Below are 18,502 nucleotides of genomic sequence, written 5' to 3' on the forward strand. Positions count from 1 at the left end.
AATAAAATATCAGGAGTGTCATCATGTCGGATATTCTAAAAAATCGTCGCCAGTTTATTGCGGCGATGGCAGGCGCCAGTTCATTGGCTCTGGGCGTGAAAAGCGCTCAGGCGGCTGATGAATTGAGATTCCCCGGAGACAAGCCCCAGCACCATCTTGTCTTCCAATTTAATCACGATGATGCCGAGTACCAAACCCATATCCTCAACTCCATGAGCGCGCTGCTCACGGAGTTTGGCGGCAATATCCAACTGGCTGTCGTTGCCTTTTCCAAGGGCATCCACATTCTGGCCAAAGACCCGAAACGCCCGGTGGACAAGCTGATTTACGAACGGGTTCAGGGCTTCGCAGAAAACTATGGCGTGCAATTTGTAGCCTGTGGCAACACCATGCACACCGTCGGCTACAAGGATAGCGATATGCGCTCCTTCGCTAAGGTTCGTCAGGTCGGTGCCGCTGCACTAATGGAGTATCAAGAACAAGGCTGGGCGTACATTGCATGGTAAAAAGCCCCCTTGTTATCTTTAAGACCGAAGCTCCCTTATGAATGAAATTGTGATCCGCCAACCGGACGATTGGCATGTGCATCTGCGCGATGGCGCCATGCTTAAAGCCGTCGCACCATTTACAGCAAAACAATGCCACCGGGCGATCATCATGCCCAACCTGGTCCCACCAGTGACAACAGTTGCCGAGGCCATGGCCTATCGAGACCGCATACTTGCGGCCATTCCAGAAGGCATAGCATTCGAGCCGTTGATGACGCTTTACCTCACCGAACAGACAACGGTTGAAGAGCTGGCCGCCGCAGCGGCCAACCCACATATCCATGCCGTAAAATTGTATCCGGCAGGCGCGACAACCAACTCGGATCGAGGCGTGCGTGATCCCTTAAGCATCGATCACCTGTTGGGCGAATTGGCTCGTTCCGGTTTGCCCTTGCTGGTTCATGGCGAAGTGGTTGATCCGAACATCGATATTTTCGATCGTGAAGCGGTATTTATTGACCGTGTACTCACGCCCATTCTGAATCGCTTCCCAGATTTGCGACTGGTAATGGAGCACATCACGACAACGCAGGCGGTCGAGTTCGTCATGAGCCAATCGGAGCGGGTCGCTGCCACCATCACAGCACATCATTTGCTGTACAACCGCAATGCCATGCTTGTCGGCGGCATCCGGCCACACTATTACTGCTTGCCCATTCTCAAGCGTGAAACGCATCGTCAATCCCTGCTGAATGCCGCCACGTCGGGTCATCCAAAATTCTTCATGGGTACCGATACGGCGCCACACACCCAATCAAGCAAAGAATCCGCCTGTGGTTGTGCTGGCGCATTTACCGGCTACGCCGCATTAGAGTTATATGCCGAGGCATTTGATGAGGTTGGCAAGTTAGATCAACTAGAGGCCTTTACCAGCTTGAACGGCCCGCGTTTTTACCGGCTGCCTATCAATGAAAAACGAGTACGGCTGACGCGAACCACCACACAAGTGCCCGACAGCTTCCCTGTAGAGGACAATCAGCACCTTGTGCCGTTACGCGCGGGTGAGTCGATTGCCTGGCAATTTGAGCTGCTCGAATGAGTGCCAACCCCGGGCCACTGGATCAGTTGTTGTATCACGGCGCTCCGCCCATTCTGCAAGGGCAGTTGAAACAATCTCCATCAGACTTCCGCGTGGATGAAATCCTCGGGTTTGAACCGGACGGAGAAGGTGCCCACGGTCTGTTTCTGGTCGAGAAAACGGGAATCACCACGGGGCAGATGCTGGGGCTACTGTCCAAATTATCCGGTGTGGCAGAAAGAGACATCGGCTTTTGCGGCATGAAGGACAAACTCGCGGTCACATCCCAGTGGGTCAGTCTGCCTTTGATGCCATCGCATTCATTAGAGAACCCTCCGGATTGGATCGATGCATTACCCGATCACGTAAAAGTGCTTCGCTGGAACCTGCATCGCAAGAAGCTGCGTCGGGGTAGTCATCGGGGTAACCGCTTCACTGTTACGATTCGCGATGTCATAGGGCATGACCCAGAACTTCGGCAACGAATTGAAAGGTTAGAGTCGCAGGGTTTTCCCAATTACTTTGCCGAGCAGCGGTTCGGGCATGCGGGAAGCAACTATGCCTTGCTCGAAAAGCTGGGACGATTATCGAACGCCCGTTCAATTAGTCGCGCTGATCGAAACTGGGGCATATCGACGCTCAGAGCTGAAATCTTCAACCGGGTCTTGTCCGATCGTCTGTCCCAAAACACTGAAGCCACCGCTAAACCTGGCGATCTGGCCCGTCTTGCGGGCACAAATAGTTGGTTTTTAGTTGTCGAGGAAGAGTTGAACAACACACAGCAAAGAATTGATACCAAAGATATTTGGCTTACGGGGCCGCTCTGGGGTGAAGGACCGAGTCCCGCCTTTGGAGATATTAAGACTGAGGAAACCCGAATCGTAGAAGAAGTTTTAACGAGCTACGGCTCGGAGAATTGGTCGAATCACCTGCGCGACTGGCGGGTTGAACATGATCGACGCGCTCTAATGGCACCGATAACCAATTTGCAGTGTGAAGAAAAGACAGAGGAGGGCAGCCGTATCCTCAATCTGTCATTTGCATTGGAATCAGGAAGTTATGCGACAGCTTTGCTTCGGGAAATTATTGATCTGACACCGGCAGATTGACGGGGGCTCAGCCCCCGCCATAATTCGGTGTGTCTTATACGCTTTAGGCTTGCTGATTGCCTTCTTGGACCTTAACGGCAGCTTCAACCAAAGGTTGTAGCTCACCACGTTCGAACATTTCCAGCGTAATGTCGCAACCGCCAATAAGTTCGCCATTCACATAAACTTGTGGAAATGTAGGCCAATCGCGGTAACGAGGAAGGTTTTCAAATATCTCCGGGTCAGCCAATACATTAACATAACCGAATGGAACATCACAGGCCTTCAATGCTTCAGCCGTTCGGCTCGAGAAACCACAACTGGGAAACTGCGGCGTGCCTTTCATAAAAATAAGAACCGGATTTTGTTTAACGAATTGGTCAATACGCTCAAGAACGTCCATAGAAACCTCAGTGTGAAAAATTTCCACTCATTGTAGACCCTTGAAGGGGGCATTGCGAATTCAGTCGGGCTTGGGAGGAGATGCGCCGAGTGCCTCTTCACTACAAACAACCCGATTTCTACCATTGGCTTTAGCCACATACAAATGCTGATCAGCCGCTTCAATCAAAGATGTCAGGTCCAAAAAGCGCGGGAAACTGGCAATACCGGCACTGAACGTGCATAACATATTGCTGCCGTTCTCTGTACGTATGGCTGACTGACCGAATTGCACTCTAAGCCGATTGATCAAATGGGCGGCAGTTTGCTCGTCTGTGTTTGGCAGGGTGATCATGAATTCTTCGCCACCGTACCGCCCGACACCATCGTAGCGTCGCAGTCGCGTATTCAACAAATTTGAAAGCTTTCTGATGACGATGTCACCAGCCTGATGGCCAAAGGTATCGTTCACGTTTTTGAAATGATCGATATCAATCAAAACGACAGACAACGGCTGGTTCTGGCGGTTCGCACGATCGATCTCAGCCTCGACCAAATCCTTGATGGCATTGTGGTTCAGCAAACCAGTCAGAGAGTCGCTGCGCTTTTCAGCCATGGACTGGCGATAGCGCAAAGCCCGATAACGAACCATTTTCAGCAGATCGTCGATCGCAATCGTTTTATTGAGGAAATCGTCACCGCCTTGAATTTTGGCGTTCATGCGGCGGCGATCATTTTCCTCGGTCGACATGAATAAAATCGGCACATCAAGCAAACGGGGGTGCTCTCGGAAAATCTTAGCCAAATCGATTCCATCAATATCCGGCATATAAAGATCAAGCAGGATGATATCCGGTTGCATCTCGACGGCACTGCGGTAAGCCTGTTCGGGCTTCGATTCAAAACGGAAATTTATGTTTTGCTTCTGGAAGTGCTTTCCCCAATAAACACCGGCAGTCACCATGTCATCAACCATCAGCACTCTGAGCGGTTTATTTTCTTCATCCAAAATGCGAGAAGATTGCAATAACATATTGAGGCGACTCACATCAAGCGGCTCTGTAAGGAAATGCGAGACACCAGCTTTGGCGGATGCAGCACGAATCTGAAAGGAGTCCTTGCTTGAAATCAGAAGCGATGTCTTATGCCGAAGTTCGTTTTCCAGCAACGTAAACGGGAGCTCCAGATTAGCGAATGATTCATCATCTTGAGCCAGAAGCATGATCAATTCCGCCTCATCAGCGAGCGCTTTGATCTTGTCATGCTCGAGAGCCTGATTGAGGACTTGGGCATTGATTGTCCTGGGCGCAAACCCAGCACGCGACAAGGCATCTCTCAACACATCAGAAGGTTCCTGGGCACTGATAATCAATGCAACGGGCAGGGCATCTTTATGAGAAATAAGGAGCATGTTCTTGATAATGCGATCAATATGCCGAATCAATCGAATCAGACGACTGAAATCCTCTGCGGGCGAAATCAATTCCTGCTGGATGGCGTGCAAAAGCCGATCCAAAGCATTTGCCAATTGTGGCTGACGAATTCGACGCGCATCCATGAGCATGTTTTCAGCCTGAACCAGCAAATCCACAAGACGGGTTTTGCGATGAGCAGATGACTGGGAGAGTACGGATTCCATAGAAGCTACCGCGAGTTCCCAATTCACTGGCTGTGCGTCCAGTCCCTCTGATGAGGTTCTATGATCGAATGAATGTGTGTTGTCCATTGTCGTCACCAATCCTTGACATGGTTTCAGTTCGAATTAACTGAACCATGTTGCTTAGTTAGAGGTGAAGTTTACTTCGAAATATCGGATGGGAGTATGGCGATCATAAAAACCATACAAGGATGTTCACACGGATAGACAGCAAATTTAACATAATATCTATTATGCGAAGTAGGATTTATCGCCGCTAAGCGGCAAGGGCTTGAATAAACAGCACTTCCCGACGCTACCGCCACAGTTTCAGGCTATTCGGCCTGCACAACTGTCACACCTGATTTCCATGGCTCCGGTTCGATCTACGCACTGCGCTTCCTCGAGGCGGGCCTCGCACTTGCCGAGGCATCAAAAGTCTGCGGTGTTTATGTGCGTATCTACCGTCGATTGGAAGCCGACATCTTGGCACCTCTGGCCGTGCTCAAACTCCTGCGCTTGCAGTAAATCTAAACAAGACCATCAATCGCCTCTGACTTTCAGAAATTCGAATGCACTGTGCTTGTAATCTGATCGAGGTCACGAACTGCTCCGCGATCAGCAGATGTGGTCATCAGTGCATACGCTTTTAGCGCCTGACTGACGATCCGATCCCGCTGCACAGGATGCCAGGCGCGTTCGCCGCGTTCATGCATTTTTATTCGTCGAGCGGCCAATTCAGATTCGTCGAGCGCAACATTGATGCTTCGATTGGGGATATCAATCACGATAACATCGCCTTCTTCTACGAGTGCAATGTCACCACCTGCGGCAGCTTCTGGAGAAGCATGGCCGATCGACAAGCCGGATGTGCCGCCGGAAAAACGTCCGTCAGTCAGCAAAGCACATTGCTTTCCAAGCCCTTTGGACTTGAGGTAACTCGTTGGGTACAGCATTTCCTGCATACCCGGCCCACCCTTGGGGCCTTCATAACGGATAACAACGACGTCTCCGGCGACGACCTGATCTCCGAGAATCGCTTCAACCGCCGATTCCTGCGATTCGAATACGCGGGCACGTCCGGTGAATTGCCAAATGGATTCGTCTACACCCGCCGTTTTGACGATGCAGCCATCACGGGCAATATTTCCGAACAGGACGGCAAGTCCGCCTTCACGGCTATAGGCATGTTCAATACTACGGATACAGCCTTTTTGACGATCATCGTCCAGACTGGGCCAACGTGTATCCTGGGAGAATGCCGTTTGCGTAGGAATGCCCGCTGGTCCCGCTGAGTAAAACGTCTTGACCGAGTCTTTTGCCGACGAACGTTTGATATCCCAGTCGTCAAGCGCTGCGGACATGCTCGTACTATGTACCGTTGGCAAATCGCTATTGAGCAAGCCAGCCCGATCCAACTCACCAAGAATACCCATGACGCCGCCGGCACGATGCACATCTTCCATGTGATATTGCGGCGTACTGGGTGCCACTTTGCACAAATTGGGAATTCGACGGCTCATACGGTCGATATCACTCATGGTGAATTCAACTTTGGCTTCATGTGCAGCCGCCAACAGGTGCAGGACGGTATTCGTCGAACCGCCCATGGCGATATCAAGCGCCATGGCGTTCTCGAATGCGCCGAAACTGGCAATCGAGCGAGGCAAAACAGACGCGTCATCCTGCTCATAATATCGACGGGCAAGTTCGACAATCAGGCGCCCTGCCCGCAGGAACAGTTCTATTCTGTCCGCATGCGTGGCCAGCATTGAGCCATTGCCGGGAAGTGATAACCCCAGAGCTTCTGTTAAGCAATTCATAGAGTTAGCGGTGAACATCCCAGAACAAGAACCGCAGGTTGGGCAGGCGGAACGTTCTATAGCGTCCAAATCCTCATCGCTCACTGAATCGTCGGCTGCCTGCACCATGGCATCGACCAAATCCAGTTTGACTATTTCTCCAGCCAAACGGGTTTTGCCGGCTTCCATCGGGCCACCCGAGACAAAGACAACGGGAATATTCAGACGCAATGCCGCATTAAGCATGCCCGGTGTAATTTTGTCACAATTGGAAATGCAGACCAGCGCATCGGCGCAGTGCGCATTGACCATGTATTCAACTGAATCTGAGATCAAATCACGTGATGGCAGGCTGTACAACATGCCGCCGTGGCCCATGGCAATCCCGTCATCAACCGCAATTGTGTTGAATTCTTTGGCAACACCGCCTGCTTTTTCAATTTCACGCGCAACCAGTTGCCCCATATCTTTTAGGTGCACGTGTCCCGGAACGAACTGAGTAAACGAATTGGCAACGGCAATAATCGGTTTGCCGAAATCGCCTTCTTTCATACCTGTGGCGCGCCATAGCGCGCGAGCGCCAGCCATATTGCGACCATGCGTTGTCGTGCGGGAACGGTAAGCGGGCATGGATTCCTCCTGGGAATGAATGGGTTTATAAAGAATCTCTGGTTTTATTTAAGATTCCGTTTTTGATTTTTGCCCTCTGAAAATTCCGAGATGGAATTACTCAGAGCTTACTTAACAATATCTACCAGTGTGCCGACCGGAACCTGATTGAACAATTCAATCACTTGTGTGTTGTTCATACGAATGCAACCGTGGGATTCGGGGCGTCCGATCAACCCTTCTTCCGGCGTACCATGAATATAAATATAGCGCGCATGCGAGTCCACACCCTTCCCTTCGTTGATGCCAGGCTGTAAACCCTGTAGCCACATGATGCGCGTGGTCACATCATCGCCATCGCCCTTGATGGGCTTGGTTTGAATGTCTGCTAATTGACCTGTTGGCCGGCGTGCCTTGAATATCATGCCGATGGGTTCGCCATCGCCAAATTTTTCGGCAATTCGATGCAGCCCCAGCGGGGTTCGGTTGCTGCCCTCTGCCGAACCGACACCGACAGCAGAGGTCGAAACGGAAAAATTCAACTTAAGCTGATTGCGTTCAAACAGATATAACTTTTGATCTGATGCATCAACAATGATGAAAGGTGCATCCCCTGCTCCACTGTTCATCAGCAGGCTATGTACCTGTTTTTGTGCCGTAACAACAGAAGTGGGGAGAACTGTGGTGCTCGGATTCATTGCTTGTGCCTGTGCGCCGAAGCCGGCAGTAAATAGGAGCAAACCTGCAAGCAGCACCCGTTGTAGTGCGCGACTAAACCGATTACTGCACATTGTATAAACCGACGGCGACAATATCTCTGGACTTCTGGCTGGCAGGATTTTTGGATTGATCACTGCGGCGACTCGACAACACATCGAGATAATTCTGGTCAATATCGCCGGTAATGTACTCACCGGTGAAGCAGGAGCAATCGAATGATTTCAATGAAGGATTCCCCGCACGAACCGATTCGATCAGATCGTCAAGATCTTGATAAATCAAATAATCCGCACCAATAGCGGCACGAATTTGCTCGACGTCACGGTCATGAGCAACAAACTCGTTCGCAGTCGGCATGTCGATTCCGTATACGTTGGGATACCGCACGGGCGGCGCTGCCGAGGCCAGATATACCTTGTTTGCCCCTGCTTCACGTGCCATTCGGATAATTTCGCTTGAGGTGGTGCCGCGCACGATCGAATCATCGACAAGCAGGACGTTTTTACCCCGGAACTCAAGATCAATCGCGTTAAGCTTTTGGCGAACGGAACGCTTGCGCATTTCTTGTCCCGGCATGATGAATGTGCGCGCAATGTAACGATTCTTCACAAAGCCTTCGCGATATTTGAGGTTCAAATTGAATGCAATCTCAAGAGCGGCAGTGCGACTTGTGTCGGGAATGGGAATCACGACGTCGATATCGTGATTAGGCCATTCACGTAGGATTTTGTCTGCCAGTTTTTCACCCATGCGCATCCGAGCACGGTAGACCGAAACGTCATCGATGATGGAATCCGGACGGGCTAGATAAACAAATTCAAAGATACACGGGGTGTATTGCGAATGGGTTGCGCACTGCTTGAAACTAACCTCCCCTTCCGGGCTGATGAAGATTGCTTCACCAGGCGCCAGATCCCGGACCAAGTCAAAGTCGCTTGCTTCAATTGCGACAGACTCGGAGGCGATCATGTATTCGGTCTTTCCCGATTCATGCTTGCGCTGGCCGTAGCATACGGGTCGAATCCCCAAGGGGTCGCGGAAAGCGAAAATTCCACGTCCTGCAATGAGGCCAATAACGGCATAAGCGCCCTTGGCTCGACGATGTACACCACTGATGGCGGAAAACACGTCTTCAACATTGGGCTCATCACCCGCTACAGCAGAGAGCTCATGCGCAAACACATTCAGCAGAACCTCTGAATCAGAGTTTGTGTTGATATGCCGGTGGTCGGTCTTTTGCACCGATGCGCGCAACTCGTCCACATTGGTGAGGTTGCCGTTGTGACCAAGCGCGATCCCAAAAGGTGCGTTCACATAAAAAGGCTGCGCTTCTGCGGATGAATCGCACCCCGCTGTTGGATACCGCACATGCCCGATACCCATGTGCCCTTGGAGTTGTCGCATGTGACGGGTGTGAAACACATCTTTTACGAGACCATTCTCTTTACGCAGGAAAAGCCGATCCGCTTCACAGGTCAGAATGCCCGCAGCATCCTGTCCCCGATGCTGCAACAGCGTCAAGCCGTCGAACAACATCTGATTCACAGGACCATTGGCCACGATACCGATAATGCCACACATGATTGATGAACCCCGATAGAAAAATTTTGCGTCAAGTCGTACGTGTTAAATCAACTCGTTACGACTGAAAATGTTGTGCAATGTCGGTAGGCAGCAGTGCCAGAATCCAGTCGGACACGATCTGGAATTGCGGAACAAGTACAGAAGACTGCCACCAGGTTTCCTTGGGCATGGCGGTCAAATGTGCGAGCAAAACCAGAATGGCAATGATGAAAACACCCCGAGCCAGACCAAAAACCATGCCGACCGAGCGATCCGTACCACTTAATCCCGTTTTATTGACTGCGGTAGAAACCGCCCAGTTGATGATGCCGCCAATGATCAGCACTATGACAAACAAGGCAAGAAACGCGAGTGCTACCCGAGCAGATGGGATATCCACAGCCTGCGGAATAAAGGCGGAGGCAGGTTGGGAAAAGCCCAGCGCTATCCCGAAAGCAGCGATCCAAGTTAACAAGGAAAGAACTTCTTTAACGAAACCACGCACCAGTGAGATCAGTGTGGAAACCAGTACGATACCAACAATGACCCAATCAAGAACAACCATAAATTACCTATCCATCCAGAAAATCAGCTCGAAAAGCCACAATCTACTTCGGCATGACCAAGCCATCACGGCCAAGTTTTTCACGGAGCTGTGTGGTTGCCTTCACCGCCATCTCACGGTTTGTGTATGGCCCAACCCGCACCCGCCATACCGTTCCCTTTTTGGCAAAAAGCGGGGTGATTTCGACTTTAAAACCCGCCTCTGAAACTGATCGGGCCAAGCCCTTGGCATTTAGCTCGTCGGAGAAACTACCCAATTGAACGACCCAAAATTGATTATCGGCAACCGGCGCAGGACTTGGTGCTTGAACAGGTTTGGGTGCTTCGGCCTTTTCGGTACTCGGCGCTGGTGTTTTAGCAACTGGTGTTGCGGGGGCCACCGGGGCGGAGGCTACGGGAGCAGGCTTTTTCACCGATTCGCTCGGAACAGATGGTGCTGGTGTCTGACTTGTTGAGATCGGTGCGGTTGATTCGGAAGAAGATACCGAACCGTTGGCCGGCTGAGTTTCGCCTGAGGATACCTTTTCATCCGTTGGCTTTGGTTCAGTTGCAGGGACAGTCGAGGCGGGTGGATTTTCCAGAATCTGTTGCTCGGCAGTCGGCGGCGTGGGAATGGTAATTTCGGCAGGCTGGCTAATTGTGGGCGCCTTCGGAACGGGCTGAACCCCTGGTGTTTTCAGCCCGCCGTTATCCAGCCACAAGGGCAGGAGCAATACTGCCAACGCCAAAACGACCAAACCACCAACAAGCCGCTGCCTGAGTCGATTTGTGGATTTGGGCTGTTGTTCATGTTCAGACAAGATGCGCACCTGATTGACTCAAAACGTGTCTTATGGCGCTTACGGTATAAAAAGAACCGAAAGCAATAATCTGATCGCCGACCGCACTGTGTGCGAAAGCGGCATTATACGCACTTGTGATACTCGTTTCACTGATTTGGGGGCGATCAAGCGCGGATGACAGCCGAGCGATTGATGCACTGCGAACAGAATCGAGCTGGCCGAGATACCATTCATCAAATTCTGGGCGACACAGTGAGATCATTGCTTCAATCGGTTTATCGTCAAGCGCACCAAATACGGCAAGCCGTCTGGATGGTGTGGCCAATGCATGCAGGTTATCGAGCAGCACTCTGACGGACTCCAGGTTATGAGCCACATCAAGTATGACCTGACGTCCTTCGTGCACCCATATCTCAAACCGACCTCTATTTTTCGCTGACCGGACCCCCGCCTCAATCGATGATGCGCGAAGGTTCAGTGTGCTTTTTGGGTGTTGCAGCAAGGCCACAACACTCGCTGCATTATCGACCTGCGTTCGACCGAACATGCCCGGTAGTGGCCAGTAACTGGAGCGATCGCCCTGCTCCAGCCGCCAACCCGTGGCATCAGCTTCGACCATGAAGTCCCTTCCGCGAACGATCAAAGGACAACCGATCGCATTCGCATGATCGATAACGGACTCAATCGGGTCGGTATCGGCATAAACAGCCGCCTGACCCTTACGTAGCACGCCTGCTTTCTCATATCCGATTTGAGTGCGTGTATCGCCCAGATAAGCCTGGTGATCGAGCCCGATGTTTGTAATCAATGCCAGATCGGCATCCAGAATGTTGACGGCATCCAAGCGCCCACCCAGACCGACTTCCAAAATCCATATATCCAGATTGGCTCGGCAGAATGCAAGAAAGGCGGCCAGCGTGGCCCACTCGTAGTAGGTGAGCGCTTCGGAACCATCCGTGGCTGCGAGTTGGCACATGGCGACAACCAGCTCATGGTCCTGAATGTCGGCACCCATGAGGCGGATGCGCTCATTGAAGCGCTCGATGTGCGGGGATGTGTACGCGCCAACACGATAGCCTTCCGCCAACAAAATGGCTTCGAGGAGTGCGACTGAAGATCCTTTGCCATTCGTGCCGGCGACGGTTATCACCTTCGGAACAACCAGATTGCCTTCCTGTTTGAGTTTTCGCCAGACGTCAGCAACTCGATCAAGCCCAAGATCAATCCGCGCAGGATTTCTTGCTTCAAGCCAGAGCAACCACTCGGCCAAAGCTGCCTGTTCGGCGGGGGCGTGACTCACGGATAACGGCGTCAGGCTTTGGCGACTGGCGCGTCACGATGCTGCATGATGGCGATCAGATCAGCGATTTTTCCCTTGAGTTGCTGCCGTGGAACGATCAGGTCGATCGCACCGTGCGCCAGCAGGAACTCACTGCGCTGGAATCCGTCGGGCAGCTTTTCACGCACGGTTTGAGCGATGACACGCGGTCCGGCGAAACCAATCAGTGCGTTCGGTTCGGCAATTTGAATGTCCCCAAGCATCGCAAGCGATGCGGAAACGCCACCCATGGTCGGGTCGGTCAACACCACGATAAAGGGCAAACCCGCTTTACTGAGCCGGGTCAGGGCCGCCGAGGTTTTGGCCATCTGCATCAAGGAGAACAGCGCTTCTTGCATCCGCGCACCACCAGATGCGGTAAAACACACGAAGGCAGTTTTTTGCTCAATGGCCACTTGCACTGCACGGACGAATTTCTCGCCAACCACAGAACCCATCGATCCGCCCATAAAGGCGAAATTGAATCCGGCGACGACAACGGGCAATTCATTCAGGCGGCCACGCATCACGATCAACGCGTCTTGCTCGCCTGTCGCTTTCTGGCTTGCAGAGATACGGTCGCGATATTTTTTCTGATCACGGAATTTGAGCATGTCCACAGGTGCAATATCGGCGAACAGCTCTTCACGCCCTGCTTCGTCCAGAAAATGATCCAGACGTTCACGCATGGGAATCCGCATATGATGTCCGCACTTCGGGCATACCATTTGATTCCGCTTGAGCTCATCGCGGTACAGCACGGCATCGCAACCTTCGCACTTGATCCACAGTCCTTCCGGAACACCGCGTTTTTCTGCGTTTTGGATACGAATACGTGATGGCAATAATTTTTCCAGCCAGCTCATAGTCTTTGCCTCAAGTTCAGCCTATTCACCAAACTATTGTTAATTTTGAGTTTTTTGATCAAGCGCAATCCGAATCTGCGACATGAAGTCCTGGAGTTTCTGGCGGAGTTCGGTCCAGTTATCCGTGTTGGTGTCGGCAGCGGAATCGGCGATCAATTGTACCAACGCACTGCCAATAATCACGGCATCGGCCACGTTGCCGACAGCGGCAGCCGTTTTGGCATTTCTGATGCCAAAACCAACGCCAACAGGAAGGCCGCAATCGCTGCGGATTTCCTGCAATCGACTGGCCAACGCATCGGTATCTAGGTTGTTGGCACCGGTTACGCCCTTGAGTGAAACATAATAAATAAAGCCACTAGCCACTTTCGCGATGTGACGCACGCGTTCGGCATGGGTCGTCGGTGCAATCAGAAAAATCGGATCAATGCCAACGGCACGATAGGCCTTGGAAGCGGGTTCGGCTTCCTCTGGGGGCAAATCGACCGTCAAAACGCCATCGAGCCCCGACGCTTGTGCCAGTTGGGCAAAACGATCCGTTCCCATGGCCTCAATCGGATTTTGGTAGCCCATCAGAATGACTGGTGTCTTTAGATTGGTCTCGCGGAAAGATTTGACCATATCAAGAACATGGATCAAACCGACATGGTGTGCCAGCGCGCGCTCATGCGCTGAGGCAATGACGGGGCCATCGGCCATCGGGTCGGAGAACGGTACACCGAGCTCGATCATGTCCGCACCGCCTTCGACCAGGGCGTGCATGATGCCGACCGTGGCATCGGGATGAGGGTCGCCCGCGGTGATATAAGGAATCAAAGCGGTACGGTTTTGCTGCCGCAATTGTTCAAATAACGGACTGATACGGCTCATAGATTAATCCCTTCCATCTTGGCCACGGTATTGATGTCTTTGTCGCCACGACCGGACAGGTTTACCAGAATGATTTTGTCCTTGCCGTATTGGGGGGCAAGTTTCTTGGCATAAGCAAAGGCATGTGCCGATTCCAAGGCTGGAATGATTCCCTCGTAACGCATGACATCATGGAACGCGCTCATGGCCTCGGCGTCTGTGATCGCGTCATACGTCACACGACCCAAATCTTTGAGCCAGCTGTGTTCCGGTCCCACGCCCGGATAATCGAGGCCCGCAGAAATGGAGTGTGTGCCGATGATTTGACCATTCTCGTCTTCCATCAGGTACGTACGGTTACCGTGCAATACACCAGGTCGCCCTGCTGTCAGTGGCGCTGCATGGCGGCCGGTTTCTACGCCATCACCACCGGCTTCTGCGCCATAAAGGGCAACATTCTTGTCGTTCAGGAAGGCATGAAAGATACCAATGGCGTTCGAGCCACCGCCGACACAAGCAACGACGGCGTCGGGCAAACGACCTGTTTTCTCAAGCATCTGAGCACGTGCTTCTTTGCCAATAATCGACTGAAAATCACGAACCATCTGCGGGTAAGGATGCGGCCCTGCCACGGTGCCGATGATGTAGAACGTGTCATCGACATTGGTGACCCAGTCACGCATGGCTTCATTTAACGCATCTTTAAGTGTACGCGTGCCGGATTCAACCGGAACGACCTTCGCACCGAGTAATTTCATGCGAAAAACGTTGGGCTGCTGGCGGGCGACGTCTTCTGCGCCCATATACACCACACACTCCAGGCCAAGGCGTGCCGCTACTGTCGCAGTGGCTACGCCATGCTGACCGGCACCGGTTTCTGCGATGATGCGCGTTTTGCCCAAGCGTTTGGCGAGCAACGCCTGACCGATGGCGTTGTTGATCTTGTGGGCACCGGTGTGATTCAAATCTTCTCGTTTCAACCAGATTTGTGCACCGTAGGCTTCACTCATGCGTGCGGCGTAATACATTGCCGAAGGACGACCAACGTAATCTCTCAAGTCGGTTTCAAATTCGCGAATGAACTCGGGATCGTTGCGAAATGTCGCATACGCATCCTGAAGTTCCTGAATCGCGTCCATCAGCGTTTCCGCGACGTACTTGCCGCCAAATTCGCCAAAACGACCGTGCTCGTCCGGGTATTGTGCGAAATTGAAGGTGGCTGCATCAAAGGCCGTTATGGTCGGGTTGATTTCTCGATTTTCGGGATTATCCAATTGGGTTCACCTTATTCATAAATTCCTGAATTTTTAAAGCTGACTTGACGCCGGGTGCTGTTTCAACGCCGCTGGATACATCAATTGCGTAAGGCTGCAATCGCTGGATTGCTTCGCTTACGTTGGTGGCATCAAGCCCACCTGCCAAAATGAACGGTACCGATGAATAATGGCCTTGCGGCCAATGCTGCCAATCGAAACGCGAGCCGGTGCCACCCAATGCGCCGGTGGCATGGCTATCCAGCAGAAAACCACGCGCTGTTGCATGATCCGCCAATAAATCGCTCAGCAGCCCGCTTGATGGATCGACAAACAAATCAGTGCCCAGCGCCTTGATGTAAGGGCGGCCAAACTGACGGCAATAGGCACCGGTTTCACGACCATGAAATTGCAACAGATCGGGCGAGAGTTTACTGATGACGGTTTCAACCAAAGACTCGTCGGCATCAAGAAAAAGTGCAACCGATTGCACGAACGGTGGCACACGATCGAACAAAGCCTGAGCCGCTTCGGGCGCGAGGTTTCGCTTGCTTGCAGGCACGAACACGAATCCGAGTGCATCCACGCCATAATGAACTGCCGCATCCACATCTTCTATTCGCGTCATCCCGCAAATTTTCACCCGCGTGCGCAACGGCCGAACGAAAGAGGCGTCCACTGCAAAGCCTGCTGCCTTTGTCGATGATTGGATCGATGATGGGGTCACAGATTGAGCTGTCAGCATGGATGAAGCCATGGAAGTGGCCATGGGGGAATAAATCCTTAACACGTAAATTGAAGGCAGGATTCTAGCAGCAACCCGACTGCATTTCGCGGCATGAGGACCAAAATACCGGTTTTGCCCCAGCGTGCTTGATACCAAACGAATCGGGATAGCGCACACCGACCAGATACAGCCCATCCGCGGGCGCGGTCATGCCCGCAGCAGAACGATCTTTGGCCTGAAGAATATCCCAAAGCGAATCCGCAGGTCGCTCGCCCGCCCCTACCGGCAATAGCGTGCCGACGATATTCCGAACCATATGGTGCAAGAAGGCATTTGCCGTGATATCCATATACACATATTCGCCTTGTCGATGAATATTCAAGGACTCGATGGAGCGAACGGGACTGACGGATTGGCAATCCTTAGCGCGAAAGCTACTGAAATCATGTTCGCCCAGTAGATGCTGCCCGGCCTCGTGCATGGCGCTCTCATCCAGCGGACCGCGCCACCAGGTGATTCGACCGCGATGCAAAGCAGAGCGCGTCATCCGATTCAGGATAATGTAGCGATAACTCCGCGCGGTGGCACTGAATCGGGCATGAAACTCAGGGTCAACAAACTGGGCAGACAAGATACTTATATCAGATGGCAGTGACTGAGTGACGCCAAGCAACCATGCTCGTTCGGGACGAATCGCTTCCGTATCAAAATGAACAACCTGATGACTGGCATGCACACCCGCATCGGTGCGCCCGGCACATACGACGTCTACCGGCGAATCAGCGACCCGAGATAACGCCGTTTCAAGCCGTGCCTGGACTGAGTCGACCTCCGATTGGCGCTGCCAACCATGATATCTGGAACCGTCGTATTCAAGAGTGAGCGCGATGCGAGCCATGTTGTATCAGTGAGGGTTGATGGATTTGATTGCATGCATCTTACCCAAAGTTCGGCATCCACGCTGGTGCATGCACTCAATGGAACGCATCTTCGATATGCATCAGATAGTTGCGCGTCAGACTAATGGCATATTAGAAAATACTAATAAATAACTTGTATGCGTACTTAATTTATTTACAATCAGGCGCCTTAGTAGAATCATTGATGCTTTGGTGGCGCCGCTCACGCAGAACGCTGACTTTGAACCCAAAGGTGAAATTTCCTTGGCAACCCTAAGATTTAAAATATTAAATTCCATTCTGAGCGCATACAAAAGAGGTCCGTTTACGGTGAAGAATTCCGTTCTGGCAACAACAGCATTCCTTCTGATCACCGCGCAATCATCAGGGTTCTCCCAAACCTTGCCCGCTCTTGGCACGCAAGCTGGTGATGCGAAATCGCAGAACGCGCAAGGACTGAGCATTCAGCAGGCAATCCAAAATGCGCTGACCCAGAATCCGATGATGCAGCAATCTCAGGCTATGATTGATGAGGCCAAGGGTGCAATTCAGGAAGCCAGCGGGAATCGTTTGCCGCAGCTCGATCTCTCATTTGGTGGCATGGCTTCCAACAATGCCCTGAACGTATTTGGCATGAAGCTCAACCAGGGACAGGCCACCTTTAATGACTTTGGCGTGCAGCAATTCTTCCAAGAGGCTGGGCCGACTTTCAGCAATTTGCCCGGCGCAAGCAGCAACCCACCCGATAGCCTGAACCACCCAGGCTGGCACCATAATTTTCAGACCAGCCTGAAGCTGTCGGTGCCGATTTATAACGGCGGCAAAATAAGCGGGATGAAATCACGCGCCGAGGCTTTATTGCGTGCGGCGCAATCGGGTGATCGCGCGGCAAAACAGCAGCTTATCTTGCAAGTTGTCACCGCCTACGCGGGCATTGATGCGGCGCACGCGTTTGTAAAAGTGACACAGCAGGCAGTTGAAGCGGCGAAATCCTACCGTGATCTGAGCAACAAAATGTATCTGCAGGGCGTTGTTTCCAAAAGTGATCTTCTCAAATCGGAAGTCAACTTGGGTGATATTCAACTTCGCCATCAACAAGCATTGGATCAATTGGCCGACGCCAAGGACGGGTTGCGCATCGTCATGGGGGTGCCGCGCAATCAGCACTTCGAAATCAATGAGTTGATTCGCATTGATAAACTGTCCGGAACCCTTGAAGAAGCGCGAAATTTGGCACTGCGCAACAATCCACAGATTCTGGCCATAGATCAACAAATTGATGCCGCACGTTCGGGGGTGTCCTCTGCACGCTCGGTCTACAAGCCGCACGTCAACCTCATGGCGCAACAGGATTGGAACAGTGAAAATCTTGGAATCAAGAACGATTCCTATACGGTGGGTGCCGTATTGAATTGGAAAATACTGGATTTCGGCGCTCGCTCAGGACAGGTTGATCGCGCCGTGGCCGGATTGAATGCAACCCAGTCGAAACAACAAATGGCCATTAACACGCTGATGTCGCAAGTAGGTAAAACCTGGCGTGCCGCCCAACTGGCTGAATATCGGCTGGATTTGAAAAAACTGGCAATATCCCAGAGCGAAGAAGCCACACGTTTAGAAAAACTGCGGTACGCACAGGGTATTTCCACCATGACCAATTTGCTCCAAACGCAAGCGGAGCTGGATAAATCCCGAGCGGAGTATGTGCAGGCGCAATATGAGCTAATCCTGCAGCGCGCTACTCTGCTTATGACGACCGGCCAGCTCGAGCCGGACGCCATTTCAGCAACGCAGTTGGCTACCCAATCCTCTGATATCAATACACTGCCAGCCTCTGCTCGGTCTGTCGATCTCTCTGTTTCCAAGGTGTCTCAATAAC

At 52.1% G+C, this 18,502-nt stretch carries 17 protein-coding genes; 4 read left to right on the forward strand and 13 right to left on the reverse strand.

The genetic code is table 11. From position 1 onward, the window contains the following. The first annotated feature begins 23 nt into the window (after window positions 1–23). The 3 genes from HNEAP_RS05770 to truD are packed head-to-tail and all read left to right on the forward strand — an operon-like array spanning window position 24 to window position 2,675. Window positions 24–506, forward strand: a complete 483-nt coding sequence (locus HNEAP_RS05770; RefSeq protein WP_012824018.1) for a DsrE family protein — start codon at window positions 24–26, stop codon at window positions 504–506. Between the two features lie 37 nt (window positions 507–543). After that, the gene (pyrC, locus tag HNEAP_RS05775; protein ID WP_012824019.1) at window positions 544–1,587 is read left to right on the forward strand and encodes a dihydroorotase; all 1,044 of its coding nucleotides are present in this window, start codon (window positions 544–546) and stop codon (window positions 1,585–1,587) included. Next, window positions 1,584–2,675, forward strand: a complete 1,092-nt coding sequence (gene truD, locus HNEAP_RS05780) for a tRNA pseudouridine(13) synthase TruD (RefSeq protein ID WP_012824020.1) — start codon at window positions 1,584–1,586, stop codon at window positions 2,673–2,675. Before pyrC ends, truD begins: the two co-directional genes overlap by 4 nt. A gap of 43 nt (window positions 2,676–2,718) precedes the next feature. On the opposite strand, the gene grxD is transcribed toward truD, so the two are convergent. The 13 genes from grxD to truA all read right to left on the reverse strand — a co-directional run bounded on the left by grxD (window position 2,719) and on the right by truA (window position 16,622). Beyond that, the gene (grxD, locus tag HNEAP_RS05785; RefSeq protein ID WP_012824021.1) at window positions 2,719–3,057 is read right to left on the reverse strand and encodes a Grx4 family monothiol glutaredoxin; all 339 of its coding nucleotides are present in this window, start codon (window positions 3,055–3,057) and stop codon (window positions 2,719–2,721) included. Window positions 3,058–3,117: 60 nt separating this feature from the next. Next, window positions 3,118–4,674, reverse strand: a complete 1,557-nt coding sequence (locus tag HNEAP_RS05790; protein WP_049772475.1) for a GGDEF domain-containing response regulator — start codon at window positions 4,672–4,674, stop codon at window positions 3,118–3,120. 557 nt (window positions 4,675–5,231) lie between these two features. After that, window positions 5,232–7,103 (reverse strand): dihydroxy-acid dehydratase, encoded by a 1,872-nt coding sequence (gene ilvD / locus HNEAP_RS05795; RefSeq protein ID WP_012824023.1) that lies wholly within the window; start codon window positions 7,101–7,103, stop codon window positions 5,232–5,234. A gap of 107 nt (window positions 7,104–7,210) precedes the next feature. After that, the gene (locus HNEAP_RS05800; protein ID WP_041600778.1) at window positions 7,211–7,711 is read right to left on the reverse strand and encodes a L,D-transpeptidase; all 501 of its coding nucleotides are present in this window, start codon (window positions 7,709–7,711) and stop codon (window positions 7,211–7,213) included. A 151-nt stretch (window positions 7,712–7,862) separates the two neighbouring features. Beyond that, window positions 7,863–9,383, reverse strand: a complete 1,521-nt coding sequence (gene purF / locus HNEAP_RS05805) for an amidophosphoribosyltransferase (protein WP_012824025.1) — start codon at window positions 9,381–9,383, stop codon at window positions 7,863–7,865. Between the two features lie 58 nt (window positions 9,384–9,441). Continuing rightward, complete coding sequence (locus tag HNEAP_RS05810) at window positions 9,442–9,930, reverse strand: CvpA family protein (protein WP_012824026.1); 489 nt, start codon at window positions 9,928–9,930, stop codon at window positions 9,442–9,444. A 43-nt stretch (window positions 9,931–9,973) separates the two neighbouring features. Further along, window positions 9,974–10,729 (reverse strand): SPOR domain-containing protein, encoded by a 756-nt coding sequence (locus HNEAP_RS05815; protein ID WP_166635985.1) that lies wholly within the window; start codon window positions 10,727–10,729, stop codon window positions 9,974–9,976. Continuing rightward, the gene (locus HNEAP_RS05820; protein WP_012824028.1) at window positions 10,722–12,011 is read right to left on the reverse strand and encodes a bifunctional folylpolyglutamate synthase/dihydrofolate synthase; all 1,290 of its coding nucleotides are present in this window, start codon (window positions 12,009–12,011) and stop codon (window positions 10,722–10,724) included. Before HNEAP_RS05820 ends, HNEAP_RS05815 begins: the two co-directional genes overlap by 8 nt. An 11-nt stretch (window positions 12,012–12,022) precedes the next feature. Further along, window positions 12,023–12,895, reverse strand: coding sequence for an acetyl-CoA carboxylase, carboxyltransferase subunit beta (gene accD, locus HNEAP_RS05825; protein ID WP_012824029.1), 873 nt, complete (start codon window positions 12,893–12,895; stop codon window positions 12,023–12,025). A gap of 39 nt (window positions 12,896–12,934) precedes the next feature. Further along, the gene (trpA, locus tag HNEAP_RS05830) at window positions 12,935–13,765 is read right to left on the reverse strand and encodes a tryptophan synthase subunit alpha (protein WP_012824030.1); all 831 of its coding nucleotides are present in this window, start codon (window positions 13,763–13,765) and stop codon (window positions 12,935–12,937) included. Further along, complete coding sequence (trpB, locus tag HNEAP_RS05835; protein ID WP_133484616.1) at window positions 13,762–14,994, reverse strand: tryptophan synthase subunit beta; 1,233 nt, start codon at window positions 14,992–14,994, stop codon at window positions 13,762–13,764. The genes trpA and trpB overlap by 4 nt, the downstream gene beginning before the upstream one ends. A gap of 16 nt (window positions 14,995–15,010) precedes the next feature. After that, window positions 15,011–15,766, reverse strand: a complete 756-nt coding sequence (locus tag HNEAP_RS05840) for a phosphoribosylanthranilate isomerase (RefSeq protein ID WP_012824032.1) — start codon at window positions 15,764–15,766, stop codon at window positions 15,011–15,013. 40 nt (window positions 15,767–15,806) lie between these two features. Beyond that, a complete protein-coding gene (gene truA / locus HNEAP_RS05845) occupies window positions 15,807–16,622 on the reverse strand; it encodes a tRNA pseudouridine(38-40) synthase TruA (RefSeq protein ID WP_012824033.1) in 816 nt (271 codons plus the stop codon). 331 nt (window positions 16,623–16,953) lie between these two features. Here truA and HNEAP_RS05850 point away from each other — a divergent pair, with 331 nt between their 5' ends. Next, a complete protein-coding gene (locus HNEAP_RS05850) occupies window positions 16,954–18,501 on the forward strand; it encodes a TolC family protein (protein WP_012824034.1) in 1,548 nt (515 codons plus the stop codon). Window position 18,502: the final 1 nt, after the last annotated feature.

This window comes from Halothiobacillus neapolitanus c2 (assembly GCF_000024765.1).
In the GTDB taxonomy this organism is placed as follows: Bacteria; Pseudomonadota; Gammaproteobacteria; order Halothiobacillales; family Halothiobacillaceae; genus Halothiobacillus; species Halothiobacillus neapolitanus.

Excerpts from the sequence above, each read along its gene's own strand:
- HNEAP_RS05770 (WP_012824018.1), top strand. The coding sequence starts at position 24 with ATGTCGGATATTCTAAAAAATCGTCGCCAGTTTATTGCGGCGATGGCA.
- pyrC (WP_012824019.1), top strand. The coding sequence starts at position 544 with ATGAATGAAATTGTGATCCGCCAACCGGACGATTGGCATGTGCATCTG.
- truD (WP_012824020.1), top strand. The coding sequence starts at position 1,584 with ATGAGTGCCAACCCCGGGCCACTGGATCAGTTGTTGTATCACGGCGCT.
- grxD (WP_012824021.1), bottom strand. The coding sequence starts at position 3,057 with ATGGACGTTCTTGAGCGTATTGACCAATTCGTTAAACAAAATCCGGTT.
- HNEAP_RS05790 (WP_049772475.1), bottom strand. The coding sequence starts at position 4,674 with ATGGAATCCGTACTCTCCCAGTCATCTGCTCATCGCAAAACCCGTCTT.
- ilvD (WP_012824023.1), bottom strand. The coding sequence starts at position 7,103 with ATGCCCGCTTACCGTTCCCGCACGACAACGCATGGTCGCAATATGGCT.
- HNEAP_RS05800 (WP_041600778.1), bottom strand. The coding sequence starts at position 7,711 with ATGAACAGTGGAGCAGGGGATGCACCTTTCATCATTGTTGATGCATCA.
- purF (WP_012824025.1), bottom strand. The coding sequence starts at position 9,383 with ATGTGTGGCATTATCGGTATCGTGGCCAATGGTCCTGTGAATCAGATG.
- HNEAP_RS05810 (WP_012824026.1), bottom strand. The coding sequence starts at position 9,930 with ATGGTTGTTCTTGATTGGGTCATTGTTGGTATCGTACTGGTTTCCACA.
- accD (WP_012824029.1), bottom strand. The coding sequence starts at position 12,895 with ATGAGCTGGCTGGAAAAATTATTGCCATCACGTATTCGTATCCAAAAC.
- trpA (WP_012824030.1), bottom strand. The coding sequence starts at position 13,765 with ATGAGCCGTATCAGTCCGTTATTTGAACAATTGCGGCAGCAAAACCGT.
- HNEAP_RS05840 (WP_012824032.1), bottom strand. The coding sequence starts at position 15,766 with ATGGCCACTTCCATGGCTTCATCCATGCTGACAGCTCAATCTGTGACC.
- truA (WP_012824033.1), bottom strand. The coding sequence starts at position 16,622 with ATGGCTCGCATCGCGCTCACTCTTGAATACGACGGTTCCAGATATCAT.